General features: G+C 66.0%; 20 protein-coding genes. 11 read left to right on the top strand and 9 right to left on the bottom strand.

The window, feature by feature from the left end; genetic code table 11:
* Position 1: 1 nt before the first annotated feature.
* From GKE62_RS18080 to GKE62_RS18065, 4 genes are all read left to right on the top strand, one after another.
* Positions 2–748 (top strand): SDR family NAD(P)-dependent oxidoreductase, encoded by a 747-nt coding sequence (locus GKE62_RS18080; RefSeq protein ID WP_154693442.1) that lies wholly within the window; start codon positions 2–4, stop codon positions 746–748.
* Between the two features lie 350 nt (positions 749–1,098).
* On the top strand, positions 1,099–2,019 hold the full coding sequence (locus GKE62_RS18075; protein ID WP_230206811.1) for a DUF11 domain-containing protein: 921 nt from the start codon (positions 1,099–1,101) through the stop codon (positions 2,017–2,019).
* A gap of 11 nt (positions 2,020–2,030) precedes the next feature.
* Positions 2,031–2,507 (top strand): hypothetical protein, encoded by a 477-nt coding sequence (locus tag GKE62_RS18070; protein ID WP_154693440.1) that lies wholly within the window; start codon positions 2,031–2,033, stop codon positions 2,505–2,507.
* Between the two features lie 60 nt (positions 2,508–2,567).
* Positions 2,568–3,623, top strand: coding sequence for a hypothetical protein (locus tag GKE62_RS18065; protein WP_154693439.1), 1,056 nt, complete (start codon positions 2,568–2,570; stop codon positions 3,621–3,623).
* A 256-nt stretch (positions 3,624–3,879) separates the two neighbouring features.
* Here GKE62_RS18065 and GKE62_RS19290 read toward each other — a convergent pair whose 3' ends face one another.
* Positions 3,880–4,188 (bottom strand): hypothetical protein, encoded by a 309-nt coding sequence (locus tag GKE62_RS19290; RefSeq protein WP_230206810.1) that lies wholly within the window; start codon positions 4,186–4,188, stop codon positions 3,880–3,882.
* A gap of 254 nt (positions 4,189–4,442) precedes the next feature.
* Here GKE62_RS19290 and GKE62_RS18060 point away from each other — a divergent pair, with 254 nt between their 5' ends.
* Together GKE62_RS18060 and GKE62_RS18055 are read left to right on the top strand one after the other, a co-directional pair.
* Positions 4,443–8,693, top strand: coding sequence for a hypothetical protein (locus tag GKE62_RS18060; protein ID WP_230206809.1), 4,251 nt, complete (start codon positions 4,443–4,445; stop codon positions 8,691–8,693).
* Complete coding sequence (locus GKE62_RS18055) at positions 8,690–10,429, top strand: DUF11 domain-containing protein (protein WP_154693438.1); 1,740 nt, start codon at positions 8,690–8,692, stop codon at positions 10,427–10,429. Before GKE62_RS18060 ends, GKE62_RS18055 begins: the two co-directional genes overlap by 4 nt.
* A gap of 139 nt (positions 10,430–10,568) precedes the next feature.
* Here the strand turns inward: GKE62_RS18055 and GKE62_RS18050 are convergent, their stop codons facing one another.
* Together GKE62_RS18050 and GKE62_RS18045 are read right to left on the bottom strand one after the other, a co-directional pair.
* Positions 10,569–11,336, bottom strand: a complete 768-nt coding sequence (locus GKE62_RS18050; RefSeq protein ID WP_154693437.1) for an enoyl-CoA hydratase/isomerase family protein — start codon at positions 11,334–11,336, stop codon at positions 10,569–10,571.
* Between the two features lie 13 nt (positions 11,337–11,349).
* The gene (locus GKE62_RS18045; RefSeq protein ID WP_154693436.1) at positions 11,350–12,333 is read right to left on the bottom strand and encodes an MDR family oxidoreductase; all 984 of its coding nucleotides are present in this window, start codon (positions 12,331–12,333) and stop codon (positions 11,350–11,352) included.
* A gap of 146 nt (positions 12,334–12,479) precedes the next feature.
* Here GKE62_RS18045 and cysD point away from each other — a divergent pair, with 146 nt between their 5' ends.
* From cysD to GKE62_RS18030, 3 genes are all read left to right on the top strand, one after another.
* Entirely contained in the window at positions 12,480–13,385 is a 906-nt protein-coding gene (cysD, locus tag GKE62_RS18040; protein WP_154693435.1) for a sulfate adenylyltransferase subunit CysD, read from the top strand.
* Entirely contained in the window at positions 13,385–15,298 is a 1,914-nt protein-coding gene (gene cysN, locus GKE62_RS18035; protein WP_154693434.1) for a sulfate adenylyltransferase subunit CysN, read from the top strand. Before cysD ends, cysN begins: the two co-directional genes overlap by 1 nt.
* A gap of 75 nt (positions 15,299–15,373) precedes the next feature.
* On the top strand, positions 15,374–16,108 hold the full coding sequence (locus GKE62_RS18030; RefSeq protein ID WP_154693433.1) for a 3'(2'),5'-bisphosphate nucleotidase CysQ: 735 nt from the start codon (positions 15,374–15,376) through the stop codon (positions 16,106–16,108).
* A 10-nt stretch (positions 16,109–16,118) separates the two neighbouring features.
* Here the strand turns inward: GKE62_RS18030 and hslU are convergent, their stop codons facing one another.
* The 3 genes from hslU to GKE62_RS18015 all read right to left on the bottom strand — a co-directional run bounded on the left by hslU (position 16,119) and on the right by GKE62_RS18015 (position 18,593).
* A complete protein-coding gene (gene hslU, locus GKE62_RS18025; protein ID WP_154693432.1) occupies positions 16,119–17,420 on the bottom strand; it encodes an ATP-dependent protease ATPase subunit HslU in 1,302 nt (433 codons plus the stop codon).
* A 103-nt stretch (positions 17,421–17,523) separates the two neighbouring features.
* On the bottom strand, positions 17,524–18,084 hold the full coding sequence (hslV, locus tag GKE62_RS18020) for an ATP-dependent protease subunit HslV (RefSeq protein ID WP_154693431.1): 561 nt from the start codon (positions 18,082–18,084) through the stop codon (positions 17,524–17,526).
* 50 nt (positions 18,085–18,134) lie between these two features.
* Positions 18,135–18,593: an outer membrane protein assembly factor BamE gene (locus GKE62_RS18015; RefSeq protein ID WP_370516026.1), complete on the bottom strand. Its 459-nt coding sequence runs from the start codon at positions 18,591–18,593 to the stop codon at positions 18,135–18,137.
* 168 nt (positions 18,594–18,761) lie between these two features.
* Between GKE62_RS18015 and GKE62_RS18010 the strand changes: the two genes are divergently transcribed.
* Both GKE62_RS18010 and GKE62_RS18005 read left to right on the top strand, forming a co-directional pair.
* Positions 18,762–19,295 (top strand): ubiquinol-cytochrome C chaperone family protein, encoded by a 534-nt coding sequence (locus tag GKE62_RS18010; RefSeq protein WP_230206808.1) that lies wholly within the window; start codon positions 18,762–18,764, stop codon positions 19,293–19,295.
* Positions 19,292–19,807, top strand: coding sequence for a DUF177 domain-containing protein (locus GKE62_RS18005; protein WP_154693429.1), 516 nt, complete (start codon positions 19,292–19,294; stop codon positions 19,805–19,807). Before GKE62_RS18010 ends, GKE62_RS18005 begins: the two co-directional genes overlap by 4 nt.
* Before the next feature lie 49 nt (positions 19,808–19,856).
* On the opposite strand, the gene ssb is transcribed toward GKE62_RS18005, so the two are convergent.
* The 3 genes from ssb to GKE62_RS17990 all read right to left on the bottom strand — a co-directional run bounded on the left by ssb (position 19,857) and on the right by GKE62_RS17990 (position 22,603).
* On the bottom strand, positions 19,857–20,396 hold the full coding sequence (gene ssb, locus GKE62_RS18000) for a single-stranded DNA-binding protein (protein WP_154693428.1): 540 nt from the start codon (positions 20,394–20,396) through the stop codon (positions 19,857–19,859).
* Positions 20,397–20,508: 112 nt separating this feature from the next.
* Positions 20,509–22,359: a ferrous iron transporter B gene (locus GKE62_RS17995; RefSeq protein WP_154693427.1), complete on the bottom strand. Its 1,851-nt coding sequence runs from the start codon at positions 22,357–22,359 to the stop codon at positions 20,509–20,511.
* Positions 22,360–22,363: 4 nt separating this feature from the next.
* Positions 22,364–22,603 carry a FeoA family protein gene (locus GKE62_RS17990; protein ID WP_154693426.1) on the bottom strand — a complete coding sequence of 80 codons (240 nt, stop codon included), beginning with the start codon at positions 22,601–22,603 and terminating at the stop codon, positions 22,364–22,366.
* Between the last annotated feature and the right edge of the window lie 49 nt (positions 22,604–22,652).

Below are 22,652 nucleotides of genomic sequence, written 5' to 3'. Positions count from 1 at the left end.
GGTGACGGCTCCACGCAACGCCAGTGTCGCGGTCATCGGCGCGGGCGACTACATCGGCGCGGCCATCGTTCGGCGCTTCGCCGCCGAGGGCTATATCGTGTTCGCCGGACGCCGCAACGGCGACAAGCTGGAGCCGCTGCGCCAGGAGATCGAGACCGGCGGAGGCCGAATCGTCACCGCTGCGCTGGATGCCCGCGACGAGGTGCAAGTTGTCGCATTCCTCGCCGCGGCCGAAGAAACCGCCCCACTCGAGGTGTGCATCTTCAACGTCGGCGCGAACGTCAATTTCCCTCTGCTCGAGACCACCTCACGCGTGTTCCGCAAGGTATGGGAAATGGCCTGTTTCGGCGGATTCCTGGCTGGCCGGGAAGCGGCCCGGCACATGCTCGCGCGCAAGGCCGGTTCGATCTTCTTCACTGGTGCCACCGCCGGCCTGCGCGGCGGCGTGGGCTATGCCGCCTTCGCCAGCGCAAAATTCGGCCTGCGCGCGGTCGCTCAGGCCGCGGCACGCGAGCTTGGGCCGCTGGGCATCCACGTCGCCCATTTGATCATCGACGCCGGGGTCGACACCGCATGGGTCCGCGAGCGCCTGCGCGAGCGTGCCGGAGACGAGGCGGTAGCCGCGCTCGAGCCGGGCCAGTTGATGCGGCCCGAGGCGGTCGCAGAAGCCTACTGGTCGCTCCACCGGCAACCGGTCGACGCCTGGACGTTCGAGCAGGAAATCCGGCCGTTTGCGGAGAAATGGTGACCCGCCGGGGCGGCCGTCCGGCTTCGGGAGGACCGCGGAACGGAACGTGAGGGAAATTACGTATGCGCGCGAGAACGACGGCTTAAGCGCGCAAAGCTACAAAGCGGCTGTCAACGATCCAGCAGTTTGGTCATAAAGTTCCGAAAGGACGAATGCTTAAGTCTCCATTGCAGTTTTCTCGCTTGCTTGAACAGGATTGAATCCGCCTTTTGGCGCGTGTCGATGCGAAGCGTCGCGACTCCGCGTGCGAAGTATCGTTTACGCTGTCCTAACCATTACCTGTCATTTAACGCGGCATGACAACCGCGCCCTTTCGGCTGACCGCCGCATCCCTCCTGCTCGCAGCTTCCATGGGAGCTTCCGCCGCGCATGCGGCCGGAGTGGTCGCCGGAACCCAGATCGCCAACACCGCAACCGCCACTTACGACAGCGGCGCGGCCAGCGTCTCGATCCAGTCGAACACCGTCACCGTCCGCGTCGACGAGCTGCTCAACGTCGCGGTCACTTCGCTAAGCGCGAACCCGACAGCCGCGGCGGCCGGCACCACGGTGCTGACCTACCGCGTGACCAATACTGGTAATGGCCCTGAAGCCTTCGATCTCGGGGCAGATCCGGCGATTTCGGGCAACGGCTTCGATCCAGGCGTCCAATCGATCGCCTACGATACCAACGGCAATGGGGTCTACGACGCGGGCACCGACGTCATTCTGGCCACGGGCGCGCCGACAGCGGCGCTCGCCCCCGACACCTCGCTGACCGTCTTTGTCCTGACCACCCTGCCGGGTAGTGCCACCGATGGCCAGACCGGCCAGGTACGGCTCAGCGCGACCGCCAAAACCGGCAGCGGCACTCCCGGTACGGTTTTTTCCGGCCAGGGCGACGGCGGCGGAGATGCGGTGGTCGGCACCTCGACCGCGCTCGACGACGCGCTGGCGACCGAGATCGCGCGGCTTGCGACGGTCAACCTGACCAAGTCGGCGACGATCCTCGATCCCTATGGCACCCAACAGCCGGTGCCGGGCGCGGTAGTTACCTATTCGCTGCTGGCCACGGTCAGTGGCGCGGGGGCCGCGGGCAACCTCAATGTCACCGACGCCATCCCGGCAGGCACCACCTATCAGCCCGGCACGCTCACTCTCGACGGCGCGCCCCTAAGCGATTCCACCGACGGCGACGCCGGACAGGCATCGCCCGCGGGCATCGCGGTGGGCATCGGCACGCTGGCGGGAGGCTCCGCGAAGACGGTCGCCTTCAAAGTCCGGATAAACTGAGGAACTGAACGATGACAAAGCTTTCGCTTGCCTTCTTCGTCTCAGGCGCGATCGTGACCGCATCATCCGCGGCCGCCCTTGCCGCGGCTGGTGCGATGGTGCTCACGGGCGATGTGAAGGTTGAAACGACGACGGTCGTCAACGGGGTCGAGAAAACCGTGCTGGCACTGCCGAAGGTGGTCGTGCCCGGCAATCGTCTGGTCTTCTCGACGAGCTATCGCAACGATAGCGGGTCTCCGGTCCAGAACTTCGTGGTCACCAATCCGGTGCCCGAAGGAATCGCGGTCTCCGCGTCCGATGCCGCGCGCCTGACCGTCTCGGTCGATGGCGGTAAATCGTGGGGCAAGCTCGCGGCGCTGACCGTCAAGAACGCCAAAGGCGTCGCCCGCGCGGCCCAGGCGGCCGATGTCACTCACGTTCGCTGGACATTGGCGACGATCGCACCCGGATCGAGCGGTGCCGTCGCCTATCACGCCATCGTCGAATAGCTCGCGGCCCGGGGGGAAGCGATCAACCTTTTAGATCGTGTTACAAAAGGGCAACAAGCCATGAATAATAATACGAAACTGCTTGGCAGCGCGGCGACGCTATCGTTGCTGTTGGGGGCAAGTCCGGCGCTCGCCGCGGGCACGGCCGCGGGCCTTTCGGTGACCAACACGGTCACAGTCAACTACCAGGTCGGGGGCGTTTCGCAGACCGCCCAAACCGCGTCGGACACCTTCACCGTCGATCGCAAGGTCAACGTGACGGTCGCCGAGGTCGGGACCACGACGACGACCGTCAGCCCCGGTCAAGCAGCCGCCGTGACCACGTTCCAGGTCACCAACCTGTCCAACGCCACGCTCGACTTCGCGCTTGCCGTGGCGCAGCAAACCGGCGGCGCCGGTGCACACGGAAACACCGATAGCTTCGATGCCACGAACGTCAGGATCTATGTCGATACCGACAGCTCGGGCACTTTCAACGCTGGCGACATCCTGGTCACCTACCTCGACGAACTGGCCGCCGACGCGAGCAAGACGGTGTTCGTCGTCAGCGACATTCCGTTGGGACAGACCACCGGCGCCGTCGCCGCGGTCACGCTGACCGCAACTGGTCGCGAGAGCGGTACCGCCGCCGCGCAGGGTGCGGCGTTGACCGAGACCACGACGGGCAACACCGGGGGCATGGACACCGTCTTCGCCGACGGTGCGGGCGCTAGCGACGCGACGCGGGACGCTGCGTATTCGGCCAAGGACGACTACACCGTCAGCGCCGCTGCGCTGACCATCACCAAACGCAGTACGCTGGTCAGCGACCCGCTGAATGGCACGACAAATCCCAAGTACATTCCCGGTGCAGTCATCGAATACTGCATCACCGTAGCGAACGCCGCAGGCAACGCTTCGGCGACCAACGTGGGGATATCCGATGCGCTGCCGTCCGAGGTGACCTACCTAAGCAGCTTCGGGATCAAGGTCGATGGCACCGTCAATGGCTCGAACGTGTGTCTCGCCGACGGAGCGGTCGCGGGCTCGTTCGCCGGCACAACGGTTAGCGGGACGATCCCAACCGTTGCCGCCAGCGCGACCCGCACCGTGCTGTTTCGCGCGACGATCAACTAAGCCGGCACCGGCCCGCGACCGAGGGGTTTGCTTCTCGGCTGCAGGCCTGCACGACGATGGCGCCGGTCTCGATCTTCCGCACGATCCTGACAGCGCTCTCCGGGGCGCTTTTGTTCGTGGCCGCGGGGCTGGCGCAAGCGCAGACGATCGATAACACAGCGAACGCGACCTACATCAGCGCGGGCCAGGCAAGGTCGAGCAATTCCAATACTGTAAGCATCGCCGTCCGCCCGGTGTCGGCGGCGATCGAAACGCTTCATATCGTGCCGGGGGCGGGCGCTGCGACGCGCTTCGCCGCTCCCCTGTGCCGCGGGACCGCGCTCTCGCCGCTCGCTGCGCGGGCAGGACCCAGCCAACTCGTCACGGTTGAAGCGACCACCTCGATCCGCGCCGGCGAGCAGGTGATCTTCCGCCTCGCCGCACCCGCCGGAAATCGCGATTCGTCGGCGATCGAGACGATCTTGGCGGGCGTGACCGCCAGCAACGGCGATCGCGAAGTGCTCACCGTCTTCGAGACCGCAGCCGACAGCGGAATTTTCACCGGCTCGATACCGACCATTGCCACGCGATCCCCGAGCGGCGATTGCCTTCTCGGCTTGAGCGGCGGCGACACGATTTCGATCGATGCAACGCTTGCGGGCGGAATTCGGCCCATCGCAACCGCAACGGTCGACGTCCTCGCCGATCCGTTCGGGCTGGTGTTCGACAGCGAGGACGGTTCCCCGGTCGATGGCGTTCGGGTGACCCTGATCGACACCGTTACCGGTGCCCCGGCGACCGTGTTTGCCGAGGACGGGGTGACACCGTGGCCCGCGAGCGTTGTCACGGGCCAACCGGTGCGCGACGCCGCGGGCAATTCATACGCCATGGCCCCCGGCGAGTATCGCTTTCCGCTCGCTCCCCCTCGGAACGTATCGCCTGGTTGCCGAACCGCTAGCGCCCTACACGGCACCATCGACCGCAACCCGTGCGCAACTTTCAGGGCTGACCCGCCCTGGCGGGCAACCACTGCTCATCGTCGACGGCTCGTTCGGCGGCAGCTTTGCGCTGGCGTCGCCGGCGCCCGTGCGGATCGACGTGCCGGTCGATCGGCCCGGGCATGCCGCGACGCTAAGCAAGACCGCGTCACGGTCTCGCGCCCAACCGGGCGACCCGGTGTTCTACACGCTTGTCGCCACGAACACGGACGGCCAACGCACCAAGCGAGCGGTTTCGCTGGTCGATACGCCATCGCGCTGGTTGCGGCTGAGGCGCGATTCGATTCGCATCGACGGCGCGGCAGCGCCTGCCGCGGTCCAGATAACCGCCGATGGCGGCAGCCTGACGGTCGCGCTCGGCGATTTGGGTCCCGGCGCGACGCGCACTGTTACCTACGCGATGAGCGTGCGAGGCGATGCGCCTCCTGGCCAGGCGCTCAATCGCGCGGTCGCCACCGACGCGCGGGGCAACCAGGCCACCGCCAGTGCCAATTTGTTGATCGAGCGCGAAACGATCGCCGGGCGCGTGACCCTGATCGGGCGGATCACCCGCGGCGCCTGCTCGCTTGATGGACCGCGCGAAGGCATCGCCGGGGTCCGCGTGGTCCTCGAGGATGGTAGCTTCGCGGTCACCGATGCCGATGGTCGCTATCACTTCGAAGGTCTACCCCCAGGTACCCACGTCGCACAGGCCCAAGAATTAACCCTACCCGGCAAAGCCAGCCGCTTAGTCGATTGCACCCGCTCGAGCCGCAGCGCGGGCTCCGCCAGCTCGCGTTTTGTCACCGGAGGAGGCGGTAGCCTCGTCGTCGCGGATTTTGCTGCAGTATTGGATGAAGATAGGATCTTAAAATCATATGTTACAGTGGAAAAATTGGTTTCCGATCCGGTAGCCGCTGGCGCCGAGATCGATTTCGTCGGCCTCGGCGATGGCCCCGACGATTTCATCTTCCCCGCGCCCGATTACAATCCACGCGCCCCTGCGATTCGCGTCGCGATCCGTCATCGCGCGGGCCACACGGTCGAGCTGAGCGTCGACGGCAAGCCCGCGGAGAAATTGTTGTTCGACGGCACCAAATCCTCGCCGAGCAACACTTACGCCGTCAGCATCTGGCGCGGCATCCCGCTCGAAGGTGACAGCACCCTCCTGACCGCGCGGATCAAGGACTCCAGCGGCGCGATCGTCGCGACGCTCTCCCGAGACGTCCACTTCACCGCGACCCCCGCCCGCGCCGAAATCGTCGCCGCGGCCTCCAAACTCATCGCCGACGGCGCGACACGTCCGGTGCTCGCGGTGCGGATGCTCGATCGCCACGGCCGCCCGGTCCACGCCGGCATCTCGGGCGACTTTTCCATCGCCGCGCCCTACGAAAGTGCACAGGCGCTCGACGCCATGCAGTCGCGCCAGCTTTCCGGACTCGACCGCGCCGCACCGCACTGGACAGTCAAGGGCGACGACGGGATCGCACTGATCGAACTTGCGCCGACGATGGTCAGCGGCGCGCTCAAGATCGAATTCAACTTTACCGACGGCGAAGTCCGACGCCGCGAGACGCTCGAGACCTGGGTGACGCCGGGCGACCAGAAATGGATGCTGGTGGGGCTGGCCGAGGGCGCGCTGGGTTCGCAGACCGTCGCCGACCGGATGGAGCGCAAAGGCCATTTCGACAGCGACCTGGGTAAGAACGCGCGGGTTGCGTTCTACGCCAAGGGCCGCGTGCTGGGCAGCGTGCTGCTGACGGTCGCCTACGACAGCGCCAAGGACCGCGCCGACCAGCGCCTGCTCGGCACGATCGACCCGTCGGCGTATTATACAGTGTTCGCCGACGGTTCGGACCGCCGGTTCGATGCCGCTTCGCGCCACAAGCTGTATGTCCGGATCGAGGCGCGTGCGTTCTATGCATTGTATGGCGATTTCGACACCGGCTTCGACCAGACCCAGCTTGCCCGTTACCAGCGCACCGTCACGGGGGTGAAGGCGGAGGGCGAGCGCGGCGGGGTCCATGCCGCCGCCTTTGCGGCCAAAGTCGCCTCGCGTCATCGCCGCGACGAGATCCAGGGCAATGGGCTGTCCGGTCCCTATCGCCTGTCGAGCCGCGCGATCATTGCCAACAGCGAGATCGTCTCGATCGAGCGCCGCGATCGCTTCCGCTCGGAACGGGTGATCGATCAGCGCGTGCTGACTCGCTTCGTCGACTACGACATCGACCTGCCTTCGGGCACTATTCGCTTCAGTGAACCGGTGCTGAGCCGCGACGGCGACCTGAACCCGCAATTCATCGTGATCGACTACGAGATCGACGACTTGGCCGGTGGCAAGACCAATGCCGGGCTGCGCGCCGACTACACCACGCCCGGTGGCACCGTGCGGGTCGGCGCCACGGCCATCACCGACAGAGGCGACGGCCCGCGCACCGACCTCGTCGCCGCTGACGTCAGAGCCCGGATCACCGCCACCACCGAACTGCGCGCCGAGCTCTCCGCCAGCCGCTCGGCGGGAACAAGCGCAATGGCCTGGCTGATCGAGGCCGAGCACCACACCGGCCAAGTCGACATCCTTGCCTACGCCCGTTCGCTCGATGCCGATTTCGGCCTGGGCCAGCAGAACGGCGCCGAGCGCGGCCGCCGCAAGCTGGGTGCAGATGCACGCGTCAGCTTGGGCGAGCCCCTGTCGGTAACCGGCAGCGCCTGGTACGACGATAGCCTGACCGACGCCGCGCATCGCCAGGCGGTGGCGCTGCGGGCCGACTATCGCCGCGGCCGCACCGACGTCCACCTCGGCGCGAGCCACTTCAGCGATCGCCTCGCCGACGGCGCCCATGCCGCCTCGACCGTGCTCGAAGCCGGCGGAACCCAGCGCCTGCTCGACAACAGACTGGAAATCGACGCGACAACTTCGATCGCACTGAGCGATACCAATTCGATCGACCTACCCACCCGCCACCGCATCGGCGCGCGCTACAAGGTGCGGCGCGACATGAAGCTGATCGGCACCTACGAGATCGCCGAGGGCGACGCGATCGATGCCCGCACCGCAAGGGTCGGGCTCGAGATCGCCCCATGGGACGGCGCACGGTTCGTCTCGACGCTGGGCCAACAGGCCATCGCCGAGCAGGGACGGCGCAGCTTCGCCGCGTTCGGCCTGGCCCAATCGCTGCCAGTAACCACGCGGTTGAAGGTCGACGCCTCGCTCGACGGCAACCGCGTGCTTGGCGGGTTCGATGCGAGCAGGGTGCTCAACCCCGGGCATCCGGTCGTCAGCGGCGGCTACTTGGGCGAAGGCGGCATCCTGACCGAGAACTTCACCGCGATCACGGTGGGCGCGACCTATCGCGCCGGACTGTGGAGCGCGACCGCGCGCGCCGAATACCGCGACGCCGACACGGCCGATCGCACGGGCGTCACCTTCGGGGCGATCCGCCAACTCGGCGAAGGCAGCGTCGTCGGAACCGGCTTTACCTACACCCATGCCGAAGCCACCGGGGGCGCGGAGACCACCGTGTTCGACGGCGCGATCAGCGCGGCCCACCGCCCGGCGGACGCGCAATTCGCGGTCCTCGCCAAGGTGGAATATCGCAGCGACGAGGTCGTCGGTGCGCTGGCAGGTGGGATCGGCCCCGCCGGACGCACCGCGCTGACTGTCAGTGGCGATGCCCGTTCGCGCCGCCTGATCGGCAGCCTCTCGACCAACTGGACTCCCTATGGCCGGGATCGTGACGCGCGGATCCAGCGCTCCGAATTCGGCCTGTTCCTGGGCGTGCGGCACAACTTGGACACATACCAGGGCTTCGCGCTGGAGGGCACCTCGCTGCTCGGCGGGCTCGATGCGCGGATCGGTCTAGGCGAGCGCTTCGAGATCGGCGGCAGCGCCACGGTCCGCGCCAGCCTTGCCGACCATACGACCAGCTTTGCCTTCGGCCCGCAGATCGGCTTCGTCCCGGCCAAGGACATGCTGTTCGCGGTCGGCTACAACTCCCGCGGCTTTCGCGACCGCGACTTCGGCGCCTCGCGGAGCACCGGGAAGGGCCTGTTCGCCACGATGAAACTCAAGTTGGACTCCAACAGCCTCGACTTCCTGGGGCTGGGCCGATGAGCGGGCCGACCTTGGCGCGGCGCGTTGTCGCAGCGATGCTCGGGCTGCTTGCCCTCACCTCCGCGAACCCCGCGCACGCCGCGCTGACCTTCGATCTGCGGACCGGCAACGCGCTGACCAATTCGCAATCGATGATATTCGATTCGAACCAGTGCCCGGCCAAAGGGCCGACCTCGATGTACGTCGGGGGAGTGATCACCAATACCGGGGGGAGCACGGTCGGTTCGGTCACCGCGACCCTCTCCGGGCTGAACGCAAACGTTTACCTGGCGGGAGGCCAGGCATCGAGCCAGGCGCTTGGCGCGCTCGGACCGGGCGAGAGCATCGGGGTCTACTGGTTTACCGGTTACGGCTGTACCGAGAATGCCACGGCGACGCCGAGCGTGCAGATCAGCTCGAGCCTCGGAACCCAATCGACCCCGCTGCTGCTCACGCTGCGCAAGGCGATCAGCGCGAACGCGGGAGGCAACGTGCTGTCCTCGACTCTGGGTCCCGGCGCCGTGGTGGGACAGACGGTGTATTTCGATGCCGCCTACGATTTTGGCGGAACGTCGGCGCTCGACGAGTACTTCCTCCAGCCCGCGGGTGGACAGGCCTTCAACGCCGCCTGCTTCCGCCTCGTCGGATCCGAGGTTCTCGTGTCCAATGTGGCAGGCGCGCCGGTCGGGACCAAGGATCGGCTCTATTTTACTCAACCGATCGCGCAGACCGGCAATGGCTATCGCATCACCGTTCGGTTCAGCTTTCAATATCGATGCGCCAACACCAGCACGGTCGCGCGGCCCTATGCGGTGCAGACCTCGGGCAATACCAATATCAAGTACACAGGGAACTATGATGGCACCGGCAGCATCTCGGTCAGCTATCCGGGTGCGACCAACCCCTTCACGATCACCAAGTCGGTCTCACCAGCCCTTGGAATCAACGGCAGCACCGGCCCGCTGACTTATACGGTTACGGTCAGCAATCCCTCACCATATGCCAGCGTGATCGACAAGATCGTCGATGTCCTTCCGGCGGGGATCAGCTTCGCGGCGCTATCGACCGGAGGTACTGTGACTACCGCCAACTCGAGCAGCCTGCCCGCCGCGGGCGCTACCGGCACCCTGACCTTCATTGGCAAGCTCGGTCAGAGCTATGCCATTCCGGCGGGCGGCTCGGTCACGCTGATCTATACCGCCAACCGGCCGGCAGCCGCGGGCTCGTATGCCAACACGGCCCAGGCGCACTTCGGACAGGCGACGACTCCCGTCGCCACCGCAACTTACAATCAAGCTGCGCTCATCCCGCTCGCTGCGACCAAGGCCAGCGTGATCTACAGCGATCCGGTCAATGGCACCGTCAACCCGTTCGCCATCCCCGGCTCGATCGCGCAGTACACGATCGCGGTCACCAATCCGAATGCGATCACGATGGATGCGAACAGCGTCCTGGTATCGGATCAGACCCCGGTGAACACCAAGCTGTGCCTGACCGACATCGCTCCGCCCGGCGGCGGGCCCGTTCGTTTTGTCGAAGGCAATCCCGCTTCGACACTGACTTACGGGTACGTCGCGCTAGGCGATGCCGGCGACAGCCTAGAATTCTCGCGCGACAATGCGGTGACCTGGACCTACGTGCCCACGCTCGACAGCGACGGCTGCGATGCGGCAATCACCCACTTCCGCGTCCGTCCGGCCGGTAGCTTCGCGGGGGCGGGCAAGTTTTCGATACAGGTCCGCTATCGCGTGAATTGATTGGCCTTAGCCGTAGTAGGTCACGGAGAACCGGGGGAACCACCCCCAGCACGAGCAGGATCGGGCTGACGAAAAGGAAGTTTAGAAAAAATATTCGGGCACGCTTATGCGCCCTGTCAGACCCGTGGCGATTTCCGGATCAGCGGCCCTGCCACTCGGGCTTGCGCTTTTCGGCGAAGGCGCGCGGGCCTTCCTGGGCGTCTGCACTGTTGTAGGCGGTTGCGTGCGCCGCCCATGCCGCCTCGAGCGCCTCGGCGCGGCCCATTTCGGTGGCGAGCATCACGGTGGCGCGCGCCGCGGCAACCGAGAGCGGCGCGCCTTCGATCACCTCGCGCGCGAGTTCCAGGGCGGCATTCATCAACTCGGCGGGTTCCGCCAGGCGGTTGACCAGCCCGACCTCGTAGGCGCGCTGGGCGGTGATCGGCTTTCCGGTGAGCACTATCTCCATGAAGATGCGCTGCGGGATCATATGGATCAGCGGCGCGGCCCACGGGCTGCCGCGTCCGACCTTGACCTCGGTGATCGCGAATTTGGCCGTGGTGCTGGCCACGCACAGATCGCAGGCCTGCGCGATCATCCAGCCGCCGGCGAAGGCCACGCCGTTGACCGCGGCGATGGTCGGCTTGCTCAGGGTCAGGTTTTCGTACGGCACCGGAAACATGTCGCGCGGGGGAATCTTGAGTCTCGTCTCGACCATTTCCTTGAGATCGCCGCCCGCGCAGAACGCCTTGTCGCCGCTGCCGGTCAGGATCGCGATCCGCGCGGCGGGATCGCTCTCGAATCGCGCCCACGCCGCGCGCAGGCCCTCGCGAACCTCGCGCGACAGGGCGTTGCGCTGCTCGGGGCGGTTGATCGTCAGCACCGCGATCCCCGCTTCGCGCAACTCGTAGAGAACGGCGTCGGACATATCGGTCGCCTCGCTAGCGGTTGACGTCGACGACGACCCGCCCGCGGACCTTTCCGGCCAGCAGATCTGCGGCGGCGGCAATCGCCTCGGCCAGCCCGATCTCGTGCGCGATCACCTCGATCAGTGCCGGGTCGAGATCGCGCGCCAGCCGCGCCCATGCTGCAAGCCGCAAGGGCCTGGGCGCCATCACGCTGTCCACGCCGTGCAGACGCACCCCGCGCAGGATGAAGGGCATGACCGTCGCCTTGAAGTCCGCCCCTTGCGCCAGCCCGCACGCCGCGACCGCGCCGCCGTAGCGGATCTGGGCGCAGACGTTGGCGAGGGTGTGGCTGCCGACCGAGTCGATCGCCCCGGCCCAGCGTTCCTTGCCCAGGGCGCGGCCGGGTTCGGACAACTCCGCGCGGTCGATGACGCTATCGGCGCCGAGTTGCTTCAGATAGTCGCTTTCGCTTGCCTTGCCGGTCGATCCGGCGACGGCGTAGCCCGCGCGCTTGAGCAAGGCGACGGCGACGCTGCCGACCCCGCCGGTCGCGCCGGTCACCAGGATTTCGCCATGACCCGGCGTCACCCCCGCCTGGACCAGGGCATCGACGCACAGCGCGGCGGTATAGCCGGCGGTGCCGATCGCCATCGCCTGCCTGGCCGAAAATGCTTCGGGCAGTGGCACCAGCCAGTCGCCGTTCAATCGCGCGACCTGGGCCAGTCCGCCCCAGTGGACCTCGCCCACTCCCCAGCCGTTGAGCACGACCTTGTCGCCCGACTTCCATTCGGGATGATCCGACGATCGAACCGTCCCCGCCAAATCGATTCCAGGCACCATGGGAAACTTGCGCACCACCGGAGAGCTGCCGGTGATCGCCAGGCCGTCTTTGTAGTTGAGCGTCGACCAAGCGACGTCGATGGTTACGTTGCCTTCAGGCAGGCGGGATTCGTCGACTTGGGTCAGGCTGACCGATTGCTCGTCCCCGGTCTTGTCGATCACGATTGCGTTGAACATGCAAAACCCTCGGCTGGACGCGGCTTCTGGCCAATGCGCGGCGTCCGGCGGTCCTGTCAATGTGCCGCGGGTCCAAGGCTGAGACTGGCCTGGCCCAACAATGTCTTGTTTGCAGGTCGCGCCGCGCTTTGACAGGAGCCCCCGGCATGACCCGCACCCTGACCCATCTCGAGCGGCTTGAGGCCGAAAGTATCCACATCCTGCGCGAGGTGGTGGCCGAGGCCGAGAATCCGGTGATGCTGTACTCGGTCGGCAAGGATTCGGCGGTGATGCTGCACCTGGCGCGCAAGGCGTTCTACCCCTCGCCGCCGCCGTTTCCACTGCTCCACGTCGACACCACGTGGAAGTTCCAGGAGATGTACAAACTGCGCGACCGGATGGCGAAGGAGTCCGGCATGGAGCTCCTCGTCTACCAGAACCCCGAGGCGCGTGAGCGTGGGATCAACCCTTTCGATCACGGCCCGCTCCACACCGACATGTGGAAGACCGAGGGACTCAAGCAGGCGCTCGATAAGTACGGGTTCGATGCGGCGTTCGGCGGAGCCCGCCGGGACGAGGAGAAGAGCCGCGCCAAGGAGCGCATCTTCAGCTTCCGCACCGCTAACCACGGCTGGGACCCCAAGAACCAGCGCCCCGAACTGTGGAATCTCTACAACGCCCGCAAGGCCAAGGGCGAGAGCATCCGGGTGTTTCCGATCTCGAACTGGACTGAGCTCGACATCTGGCAATATATCCACCTCGAGGAGATTCCGATCGTCCCGCTCTATTTCAGCGCGAAGCGTCCGACCGTGGAGCGCGACGGGATGCTGTTGATGATCGACGATGACCGCTTCCCGCTGCGGCCCGGTGAAGTCCCGGTCGAACGCTCGATCCGCTTCCGCACGCTGGGCTGCTACCCGCTGACCGGCGCGGTCGAGAGCGAAGCGGCGACCTTGCCCGAAGTCATCCAGGAAATGCTGCTGACCACCACGTCCGAACGCCAGGGCCGGATCATCGACAAGGACGGCGGCGACGCGTCGATGGAGAAGAAGAAGCAGGAGGGCTACTTCTGATGGCCGATGGTGAGACCGTCTATCGCACCGATGCGCTCATCGCCGAGGACATCGACGCCTATCTCGAAACGCACCAGCACAAGTCGCTGCTACGTTTCATCACCTGCGGCAGCGTCGATGACGGCAAGTCCACCCTGATCGGGCGGCTGCTGTACGATTCCAAGATGATCTTCGAGGACCAGCTCGAGGCGCTCACCGCCGACTCCAAGCGCGTCGGCACGCAGGGTCAGGAGATCGATTTCGCGCTGCTTGTCGATGGGCTCGCTGCCGAGCGTGAGCAGGGCATCACCATCGACGTCGCCTATCGCTTTTTCGCGACAGAGAAGCGCAAGTTCATCGTCGCCGACTGCCCCGGGCACGAGCAGTATACCCGCAACATGGTCACCGGCGCCTCGACCGCCGATCTCGCGGTGATCCTGATCGATGCGCGCAAGGGGGTGCTCGTCCAGACTCGGCGGCACAGCTATCTGGCCAAGCTGCTCGGCATCAGGCACGTGGTGCTGGCGGTCAACAAGATGGACCTGATCGACTACGACCAGGCAAGGTACGAGGCGATCGTCGCCGACTACGCCGCGTTCGCGCGCGACATCGGCCTCGCCGGCTTCGTCGCGATGCCGATCTCGGGCTTCAAGGGCGACAATATCACCGCCCCCTCACCCAACACCCCGTGGTACTGCGGCAAGCCGCTGATCGAGCATCTCGAGACGGTCGAACTCGACAACGAGGCCGACCAGCGCAAGCCGTTCCGGCTGGCGGTGCAGTGGGTCAACCGCCCCAACCTCGACTTCCGCGGCTTTTCGGGGCTGATCCCGAGCGGTTCGGTCAAGCCCGGCGATGCGGTGCGGGTGCTGCCTTCGGGCAAGACCAGCACAATCACGCGGGTGGTGACGCTGGACGGCGATCTCGACGAGGCTGTCGCCGGGCAATCGGTCACGGTGTGCTTTGCCGACGAGGTCGATTGCTCGCGCGGCGACGTCATCGCCGCCGCCGACGCCCCGCCCGAAGTCTCCGACCAGTTCGAGGCGACGCTGGTATGGATGGACGACGCGGCGATGCACGTCGGGCGGGGCTATTGGATCAAGCTGGGTACCCAGATGGTTTCGGCGACAGTGCAGGCGCCGAAATACGTTATCAACGTCAACACGTTGGAGCACCTCGCCGCCAAGACGCTCGAGCTCAACGCGATCGGCGTGGTCGAGCTTGCGACCGACAAGCCGGTGGTCTTCGAGCCTTACGTCGACAGCCGCACGCTCGGCGGGTTCATCCTGATCGACAAGATCACCAACCGCACCGTCGGCGCGGGGATGCTCAACTTTGCCTTGCGCCGGGCGCAAAACGTCCACTGGCAGGCCACCGACATCGGGCGCGATGCGCACGCCGATCTCAAGAACCAGAAGCCGCGCGTCTTGTGGTTCACCGGGCTTTCGGGATCGGGCAAATCGACCATCGCCAACGAGGTCGAGAAACGCCTCGCCCTGATGAACCGCCACACCTTCCTGCTCGATGGCGACAACGTCCGCCACGGACTCAACAAGGACCTGGGGTTCACCGAGGCCGACCGCATCGAGAATATCCGTCGCGTGGGTGAGGTCGCCAAGCTGATGGCCGACGCCGGACTGATCGTACTGACCGCGTTCATCAGCCCGTTCCGAGCCGAACGCGAGATGGTCCGCAAGATGTTGCCCGCGGGCGAATTCATTGAGATTTTCGTCGACACCCCGCTGGAAGTGGCCGAATCTCGCGACGTGAAGGGACTTTACAAAAAGGCCCGCTCGGGAGCGCTCAAGAACTTCACCGGGATCGATAGCCCTTATGAGGCGCCGGAAGCTCCGGAGATTACGGTGAACACGGTGGCAATGACCCCGCAAGAAGCCGCCGATTTCATCGTCCGCCAGATCATGCCGCTGAAGTGAATCTTGCAACCCACCGTCCTCTCGTGTCGAGCGGCGTAGACGAGCTCGACGCGAGCGGTTGGGGGGTAGTTTGCAATGACTGATGCCGAACTCGCGGCGCATCTCGCCGATGTTGCAGGCAAGCTGCTGCTAGAAGTGCGCAAGTCGGGGACGCTCTCGGCCAAGGCGCTGGGCAAGGCCGGGGACCAGACCGCCAACCAGTTCCTGGTCCACGCGATCCGCGAGCAGCGCCCCGCCGACGGGCTGCTCTCGGAGGAGGAAAAGGACAACCTGGAGCGGCTGGCTAACCCACGGGTGTGGATCATCGACCCGGTGGACGGCACGCGCGAGTATGGCGAAGGCCGGAGCGACTGGGCGGTCCACGTCGCCCTGGCGATCGAAGGTGCGCCGGCGGTCGGCGCAGTGGCGTTACCCGGCCTGGGCTTGCTCCTAAGCACCGACCGGCCGCCGCAATTGCCTGCCGCTTCCCCCGTGCCGCGCATGGTCGTCAGCCGCACCCGCCCCCCGAGCGCGGCGCTGGCGATTGCCGACGCACTCGGCGCGCAGCTGCTGCCGATGGGCAGCGCCGGGGCCAAGGCGATGGCGATCGTGCGCGGCGAAGCCGAGATCTACTTCCACACCGGCGGCCAGCACGAATGGGATTCATGCGCGCCCGCCGCCGTGGCGACGGCTTGCGGCCTCCACGTCAGCCGGGTCGACGGCAGCCCACTCGTCTACAACCGGCCCGACACCTATATCCCCGACCTTTTGATCTGCCGTCCCGAGTGGGCCGCACAAGTGCTCGAACTGGCTAAGGAGATCGCGGACTAGGCGTAGCGACTCACAGGATATAGCGGCTCAAATCGCTGTCTTTGGCGAGCACCGCGAGGCGCTCGCGGACATAGGCCTGATCGACCGTCACGGTTTCGCCCTGACGATCCTCGGCCTCGAAACTGACTTGCTCGAGCAGTTTCTCCATTACCGTCTGCAAGCGCCGCGCGCCGATGTTTTCGACCGCCTCGTTTACTTGCGCGGCAATCGCGGCGACCTCGCGGATCGCGTCTTCGCCGATCGCCAGCGCAACGTTCTCGGTAGCGAGCAGCGCACGGTATTGTTCGACCAGGTTGGCACGGGTTGAAGAGAGGATGCGGACGAAGTCCTCTTCGGTGAGCGCGGCGAGCTCAACCCGGATCGGCAGCCGCCCTTGCAGTTCGGGCAGCAGGTCGCTGGGCTTGGCGACGTGGAACGCGCCGCTGGCGATGAACAGCACATGGTCGGTCTTCATCGGGCCGTACTTGGTCGCCACCGTTGTGCCCTCGATCAGCGGCAGCAGATCGCGCTGGACTCCCTCGCGGCTGACCGATCCGCCGCGCACGTCGGACACTGCGATCTTGTCAATCTCGTCGAGGAAGACGATCCCGTTGGTCTCGGCGTTGGCCAGCGCGACGCGAGCGACGTCGTCCTGGTCCATGCGCTTTTCGGCTTCCTCGTCGACCAGCTTGTCCCACGCCTCGGGCACGCGCAGCTTGCGGCGCTTGGTGCTGTTCTTGCCCATCGCCTTGGCCATCATGTCGGACAGGTTGATCATGCCAACGTTGCCGCCCATCCCGGGCACGTCGAACGGCATCGATGGCGCGTCCTCGACCTCGATCTCGACCTCGGTGTCGTTCATCGCGTTCTCGACGATGCGCTGGCGGAAAGCCTCGCGCGTCGCCTCCGAAGCGCCGTCGCCAACCAGCGCCTTGAGCAGGCGGTCCATCGCCGCACTCGAAGCGGCCTCGCGCACCGCCTCGCGGCGGCGCTCCTTTTCGAGCCGGATCGCTTCCTCGACCAGATCGCGGGCGATCTGCTCGACATCGCGCCCGACGTAGCCGACCTCGGTGAACTTGGTCGCCTCGACCTTGACGAACGGCGCTTCGGCCAGCTTGGCCAGGCGGCGGCTGATCTCGGTCTTGCCGCAGCCGGTGGGGCCGATCATCAGGATGTTCTTCGGCGTCACCTCGTCGCGCAGCTCGGGGCTCAGCTTCTGGCGCCGCCAGCGGTTGCGCAACGCCACCGCGACCGCGCGCTTGGCGTCCGCCTGCCCGACGATATGCTCGTCGAGCGCGGCGACGATGGCTTTGGGGGTGAGGTTGTCTTTCATTTCGTCGTCCAAAAGGCCCGCTCATTCCGAGCGAAGTCGAGGGATGTCACGCGGCGTGTCTCGACTTCGCTCGACATGAGCGGGAATAATTCGATAGCTCGGGTCAGGAAATCTCTTCCAGCGTCACCCGATCGTTGGTGAAGACGCACACCTCGCTCGCCACCCGCATCGCCCGGCGGGCGAGCTTTTCGGGATCCGTTTCGTACTCGACAAGCGCCCGCGCGGCCGACAGTGCGTAGTTACCGCCGCTGCCGATCGCCGCTATTCCGCCTTCGGGTTCGAGCACGTCGCCGTTGCCGGTGAGGATCAACAGCACGTCCTTGTCGGCAACGATCATCAGCGCCTCGAGGTTGCGCAGGTACTTGTCCGTCCGCCAGTCCTTGGCCAGCTCGACCGCAGCGCGCATCAGTTGGCCGCGATGCGCTTCCAGCTTCTTCTCGAGCCGCTCGAACAAGGTGAACGCATCGGCGGTCGCGCCGGCGAACCCGCCGATCACGCTGCCGTCATGCAGCCGCCGCACCTTGCGGGCGTTGGGCTTCATAACGGTATTGCCCATCGAGACCTGACCATCGCCCGCGATCACGGTGCGCTCGCCGATCTTGACCCCGATGATGGTGGTGCCGTGCCACTGTTCGAGGCCGTGGCTCGCCCGGTTTCCGTCCATGGGGGCGGATATGGGAGTTGAGGGCGCGCCTTTTCAAGCCACCCGCCAAATCAGCTCCCGTTCGGTCCGCCGCCGTCGACGCCGCCTTGTGGCGCGCCGCCGCCCGCGCCGACCGCGCCGATATTGCCGAAGAGATCCTCGAAGAAGCTGCGTTCGCGGCCCAACGTGGGGGTCTTGTCGCCATCGGGGCTGAGCCGGACGACCTTTTCCTTACCGGTCAGATTGACCGCGCTGACGTTGCCCGCGGGATCGAAGTTTACCTTCAGGATCGACTGTTCGGTGGTCCGCGGACGGCCGAACGGAGCCTGCGAGGTATTCGTTGCGACATAGTACCACGAAGGCGTGCCAAACTCGCTGGTGAAGGTCGGGCGGCCGAGCGTCTTCTCGACGGACTGCTTGTTGTCGACGCCCGGCTGGACCGAAGCGATCAGCGTTGCATCGGCATAATAGCCGCGATGATCCTTGATGCTGGCGCAGCCGCCAGTGAAAGCGGACGCGAGCGCAAGCACGCCGGTTCCCAAAACAAGTCGGCCTGAAAGGCGCATCGAAATCTCCGCTGGGACCGCCCGCCACGCAGCTTGGCGTGAGGCGAACGCGACCCTATATCGTTCTGCGGGCGACCTTTAGGGGTTCGGCCCTGTTACGACAAGGCCGCATGGCGGTTGAATTGGCGCTGAATGATCGCGCTCCACGGGAATGCCATGAACCTGCTCCAACGCCTGTTCCGCCCTGCCCCCATCCTGCCGCCACGCCTGGCGCTGTGGCACGCAGTGGTCACCGAGGCGCGCGACAAGCGCTGGTACCGCGATTGCAGCGTCGCCGACACGATCGAGGGCCGGTTCGACATGATCACGCTGGTGCTGGCGATCGTCCTGCTGCGCATCGAGCGCGAGGGCGACAACGCCAGTTCGGTCGCATTGACCGAATTGTTCATCGAGGACATGGACTCGCAACTGCGTCAGTCGGGCGTGGGCGACCTGATGGTCGGCAAACACGTCGGCAAGCTCATGGCCACGCTGGGCGGACGGATTGGGGCCTTGCGTGACGCACTGCCGGTGGGCGGCGCGGCGCTGCCCGAGGCCGTGGGGCGGAACGTTACCTTGGTCGAGGGTGCCGATGCCGAGCCGCTGGCCGCAGAATTGCTGCGCTTTCACGCTGTGGTCGAGCGCATACCATACGAGGCGCTGCTCGAAGGAACGCTGACCGCATGACGCCCGAGTTTTCGCGATGGGTGGACATCCGCGGGCTGCCGCATGGTTCGCTCAGACTCGAAGCCGATCCCGCCGAGCGCGTCGCGCTGGCCAAGCGCATCGGAATCGAATCGATCGAACGGTTCGAGGCCGAGATCGAAATGCAACGCGACGGGCCCACGATCGACGTGGCAGGGCGGATCACCGCCGACATCACGCAAATGTGCGCGATTTCGAATGAACCCTTCGCGACCCGGGTGGACGAGCCGGTTACCTTGCGCTTCGTTCCCGAAACGGGCTCGATGGAACCGGAAGTCGAGTTGGAGATCGACTCCGACGCCTGTGACGAGATTTCTTACGAAGGCACTCGGTTCGATCTCGGCGAGGAACTGGCGCAAACGCTGGCGCTGGCGATCGATCCCTACGCGACCGGCCCGAATGCGGATCGGGTGCGCCAGGACGCGGGGTTGGCCGACGAGGCCAGCAGCGGGCCGTTCGCGGCGCTGGCTGCGCTCAAGCGCGACACCAACTAACCTCCCCGCACGTGTCGAGCGGCGTTGGGTATATAGCCGAGTTGTGCCCTCAGAACGGAATATCGTCGTCGAGATCGTCCGCGAAACCGCCACCGCCGCCTCGCGAGCCGCCGCCCGACGAACCGCCGCCGCTCTCGTTACCCCAGCCGCCACTGCCGCCGCGCGAACCGACTGACGATCCGCCGCCACCCCAGTCGCCGCCCGACTTGCCGCCACCGCCGCCTCCTGCACCGCCTTGCGCGCCGTCGAGCATGGTCATCACCCCACCGATCCCGCCGACCGAAACTTCGGTCGAATAGCGGTCGTTGCCCGAGGCGTCCTGCCACTTGCGGGTGCGTAGCTGACCTTCGATGTAAACCTTCGATCCCTTGCGCAGATAGCGTTCGGCGACCCCGACCAGCCCGTCGGATTGGAGCACCACGCTGTGCCACTCGGTGCGTTCCTTGCGCTCGCCGGTGGCCTTGTCCTTCCAGTTCTCGGAGGTGGCGATGCGCAAGTTGGCGATGCGGCCGCCGTTCTGGAAGCTCTTGACCTCGGGGTCCGCGCCGAGGTTGCCGATCAGCATGACCTTGTTCAGACTGCCCGCCATTGCTCGCGCTCCTAAAGTCCGAGCGCGACCGCGCTCCAGTTAGTGATTCCCGCCGCGATGTAGGCCCCTGCCGGCCTTCCGCCAACCGGTAGCGCCACGTTTTGCACGGGGATCACAGACCGATTGCCACCGCGGTCCAGTATGTCAGGCCGGCAAAAACGTAAGCCAGCCCGAACAGGTATGCCAACATGAAGGCGGGCCACTTCCACCCATTCGTTTCCCGCCGGGTTACCGCGATCGTGCTCATGCACTGCGGCGCGAAGACGAACCAGGCGAGGAAGGCGAGCGCGGTCGGGAGGGTCCAGCGGGCTTTGAGCTGGTCGCCCAGCTTCTGCGCGGTCTGCGCCTCGTCGCTCGCGGCGACGGCGTAAGTCGTAGCGAGCGAGGACACCGCCACCTCGCGCGCGGCCATCGCCGGAATCAGCGCGAGCGCGATGTCGCGGTTGAAGCCGATCGGTTCGACCACCACCGCGAGACCGTTGGCGAGATGGCCCGCCAAGCTGGCATCGACCTGATCCTCGCCCGGCGCGGCGCGGGGGAAGTTGAGCAGCAGCCACAGCACCACGGTGACGGTGAAGATGATCGTTCCCGCGCGGCGCAGGAAGATCCACGCACGCTGCCACAACCCGAGGACGAGGTCCTTGACCGTGGGCAGCTGGTACTTGGGCAGCTCCATGATGAAGCCGCTCGCTGCGCCCTTGGTCACCGAACGGCGCAGCACCAGCGCCACCGCCATCGCGCCGACGATCCCGATCACGTAAAGCGCGAACAGTACCAAGCCTTGCAGTCCGACCCCAGCCCCGACCGAGCGATTGGGAATGAACGCCGCGATAATCACCGCATAGACCGGCAACCGCGCCGAACAAGTCATCAGCGGAGCGATCAGGATCGTGGTCAGCCGGTCCCTCGGATCGGCTATGCTTCGCGTCGCCATGATCCCCGGAATCGCGCAAGCGAAGCTCGACAGCAGCGGGATGAAGCTGCGGCCCGAGAGGCCGACGCCGGCCATCAGCCGGTCCATCAGGAATGCCGCGCGAGCCATATAGCCGGTCGCCTCGAGCACCAGGATAAAGAAAAACAGGATCAGGATCTGCGGCAAAAAGACGATCACCGAACCGACGCCCGAAAGCACTCCGTCGGTCAGCAGGTCGCGCGCCAGACCCGGCGGAATTACCGCGCGCACCTGACCGGAAATCCAGGCGACCCCGGCCTCCAGAGCGTCGGCGAACGGAGTCGCCCCGGCGAACACCGCCTGGAACATCACGAACAGCAGTGCGAACAGGATGATCGGCCCCAGCCACGGGTGGAGCAGCACCCGGTCCATACGCGAATGCAGCCGATGGCGGCGGGTCTCCGAAAGGATCGCACCCTCGGCGATGGCATGCGCCTCCATCCGTCGCTCGGTGAGATCGAGGTGCGGGCGCGGGTGGAGGGGCTCGGTCGCCCGGCGCTCGGCCTCGGCGATCGCGGCAGCGAGTTCGGTCAGGCCGCGGCGGCGCACCGCGACGGTCGGGATCACTGACACCCCCAACGCGGTTTCGAGCGCAGCGGGATCAAGCACCAGTCCGTCGCGCTCGGCGAGGTCAATCATGTTGAGTGCGACCACCGTCGGCAACCCCAGCGCGATAACCTCTTGCGCGAGGACGAGGTGCTGCTCGAGGTTCGAGGCATCGAGCACGACGATCAGCGCATCGGGCCGGGCCTGCCCCACCATCTCGCCGAGGATGACCCGCCTCGTCACTTCCTCGTCTGGGCTGGTGGCATCTAGACCATAGCTGCCCGGCAGATCGACCAGTTCGACCGGCTCGCCCGAAGGCAGCAGCATCCGCCCCGCTTTGCGTTCGACGGTGACGCCCGGATAGTTGGCGATCTTCTGCCGCGCGCCGGTCAGTGCGTTGAACAGTGCGCTCTTACCGGCGTTGGGGTTGCCGACCAGCGCGGCGGTGCGGATGGCGCGGGTCACGAGGTCAGACGGCTTCGACGGTCATCGCGTGCGCATGAATCCGGCGCAAAGCCACCGTCATCCGCCCGATCTCCAGCGCCAGCGGATCGCGCCCCGCGAACACTCCGCGATAGGCCAGCGTGACTTTAGCCCCGCTGTCGATTCCCAGCGCACGCAGCCGCTGCCCCTCTTCGGGTACCAGCTGCGCCCAATCCACCGCGGTAATCCGCGCCGGCTGGCCGAGGGGGAGTTCATCGAGCTGCACGCGCCACGCGTGGCAGATGGCAAGGCTAATTGCAACTGGTTCTCATTAA

Source organism: Novosphingobium sp. Gsoil 351, assembly GCF_009707465.1.
In the GTDB taxonomy this organism is placed as follows: domain Bacteria; phylum Pseudomonadota; class Alphaproteobacteria; order Sphingomonadales; family Sphingomonadaceae; genus Novosphingobium.
The sequence above is the reverse complement of the archived record's forward strand: the minus strand, read 5'-3'. Positions and strand labels throughout refer to the sequence as shown.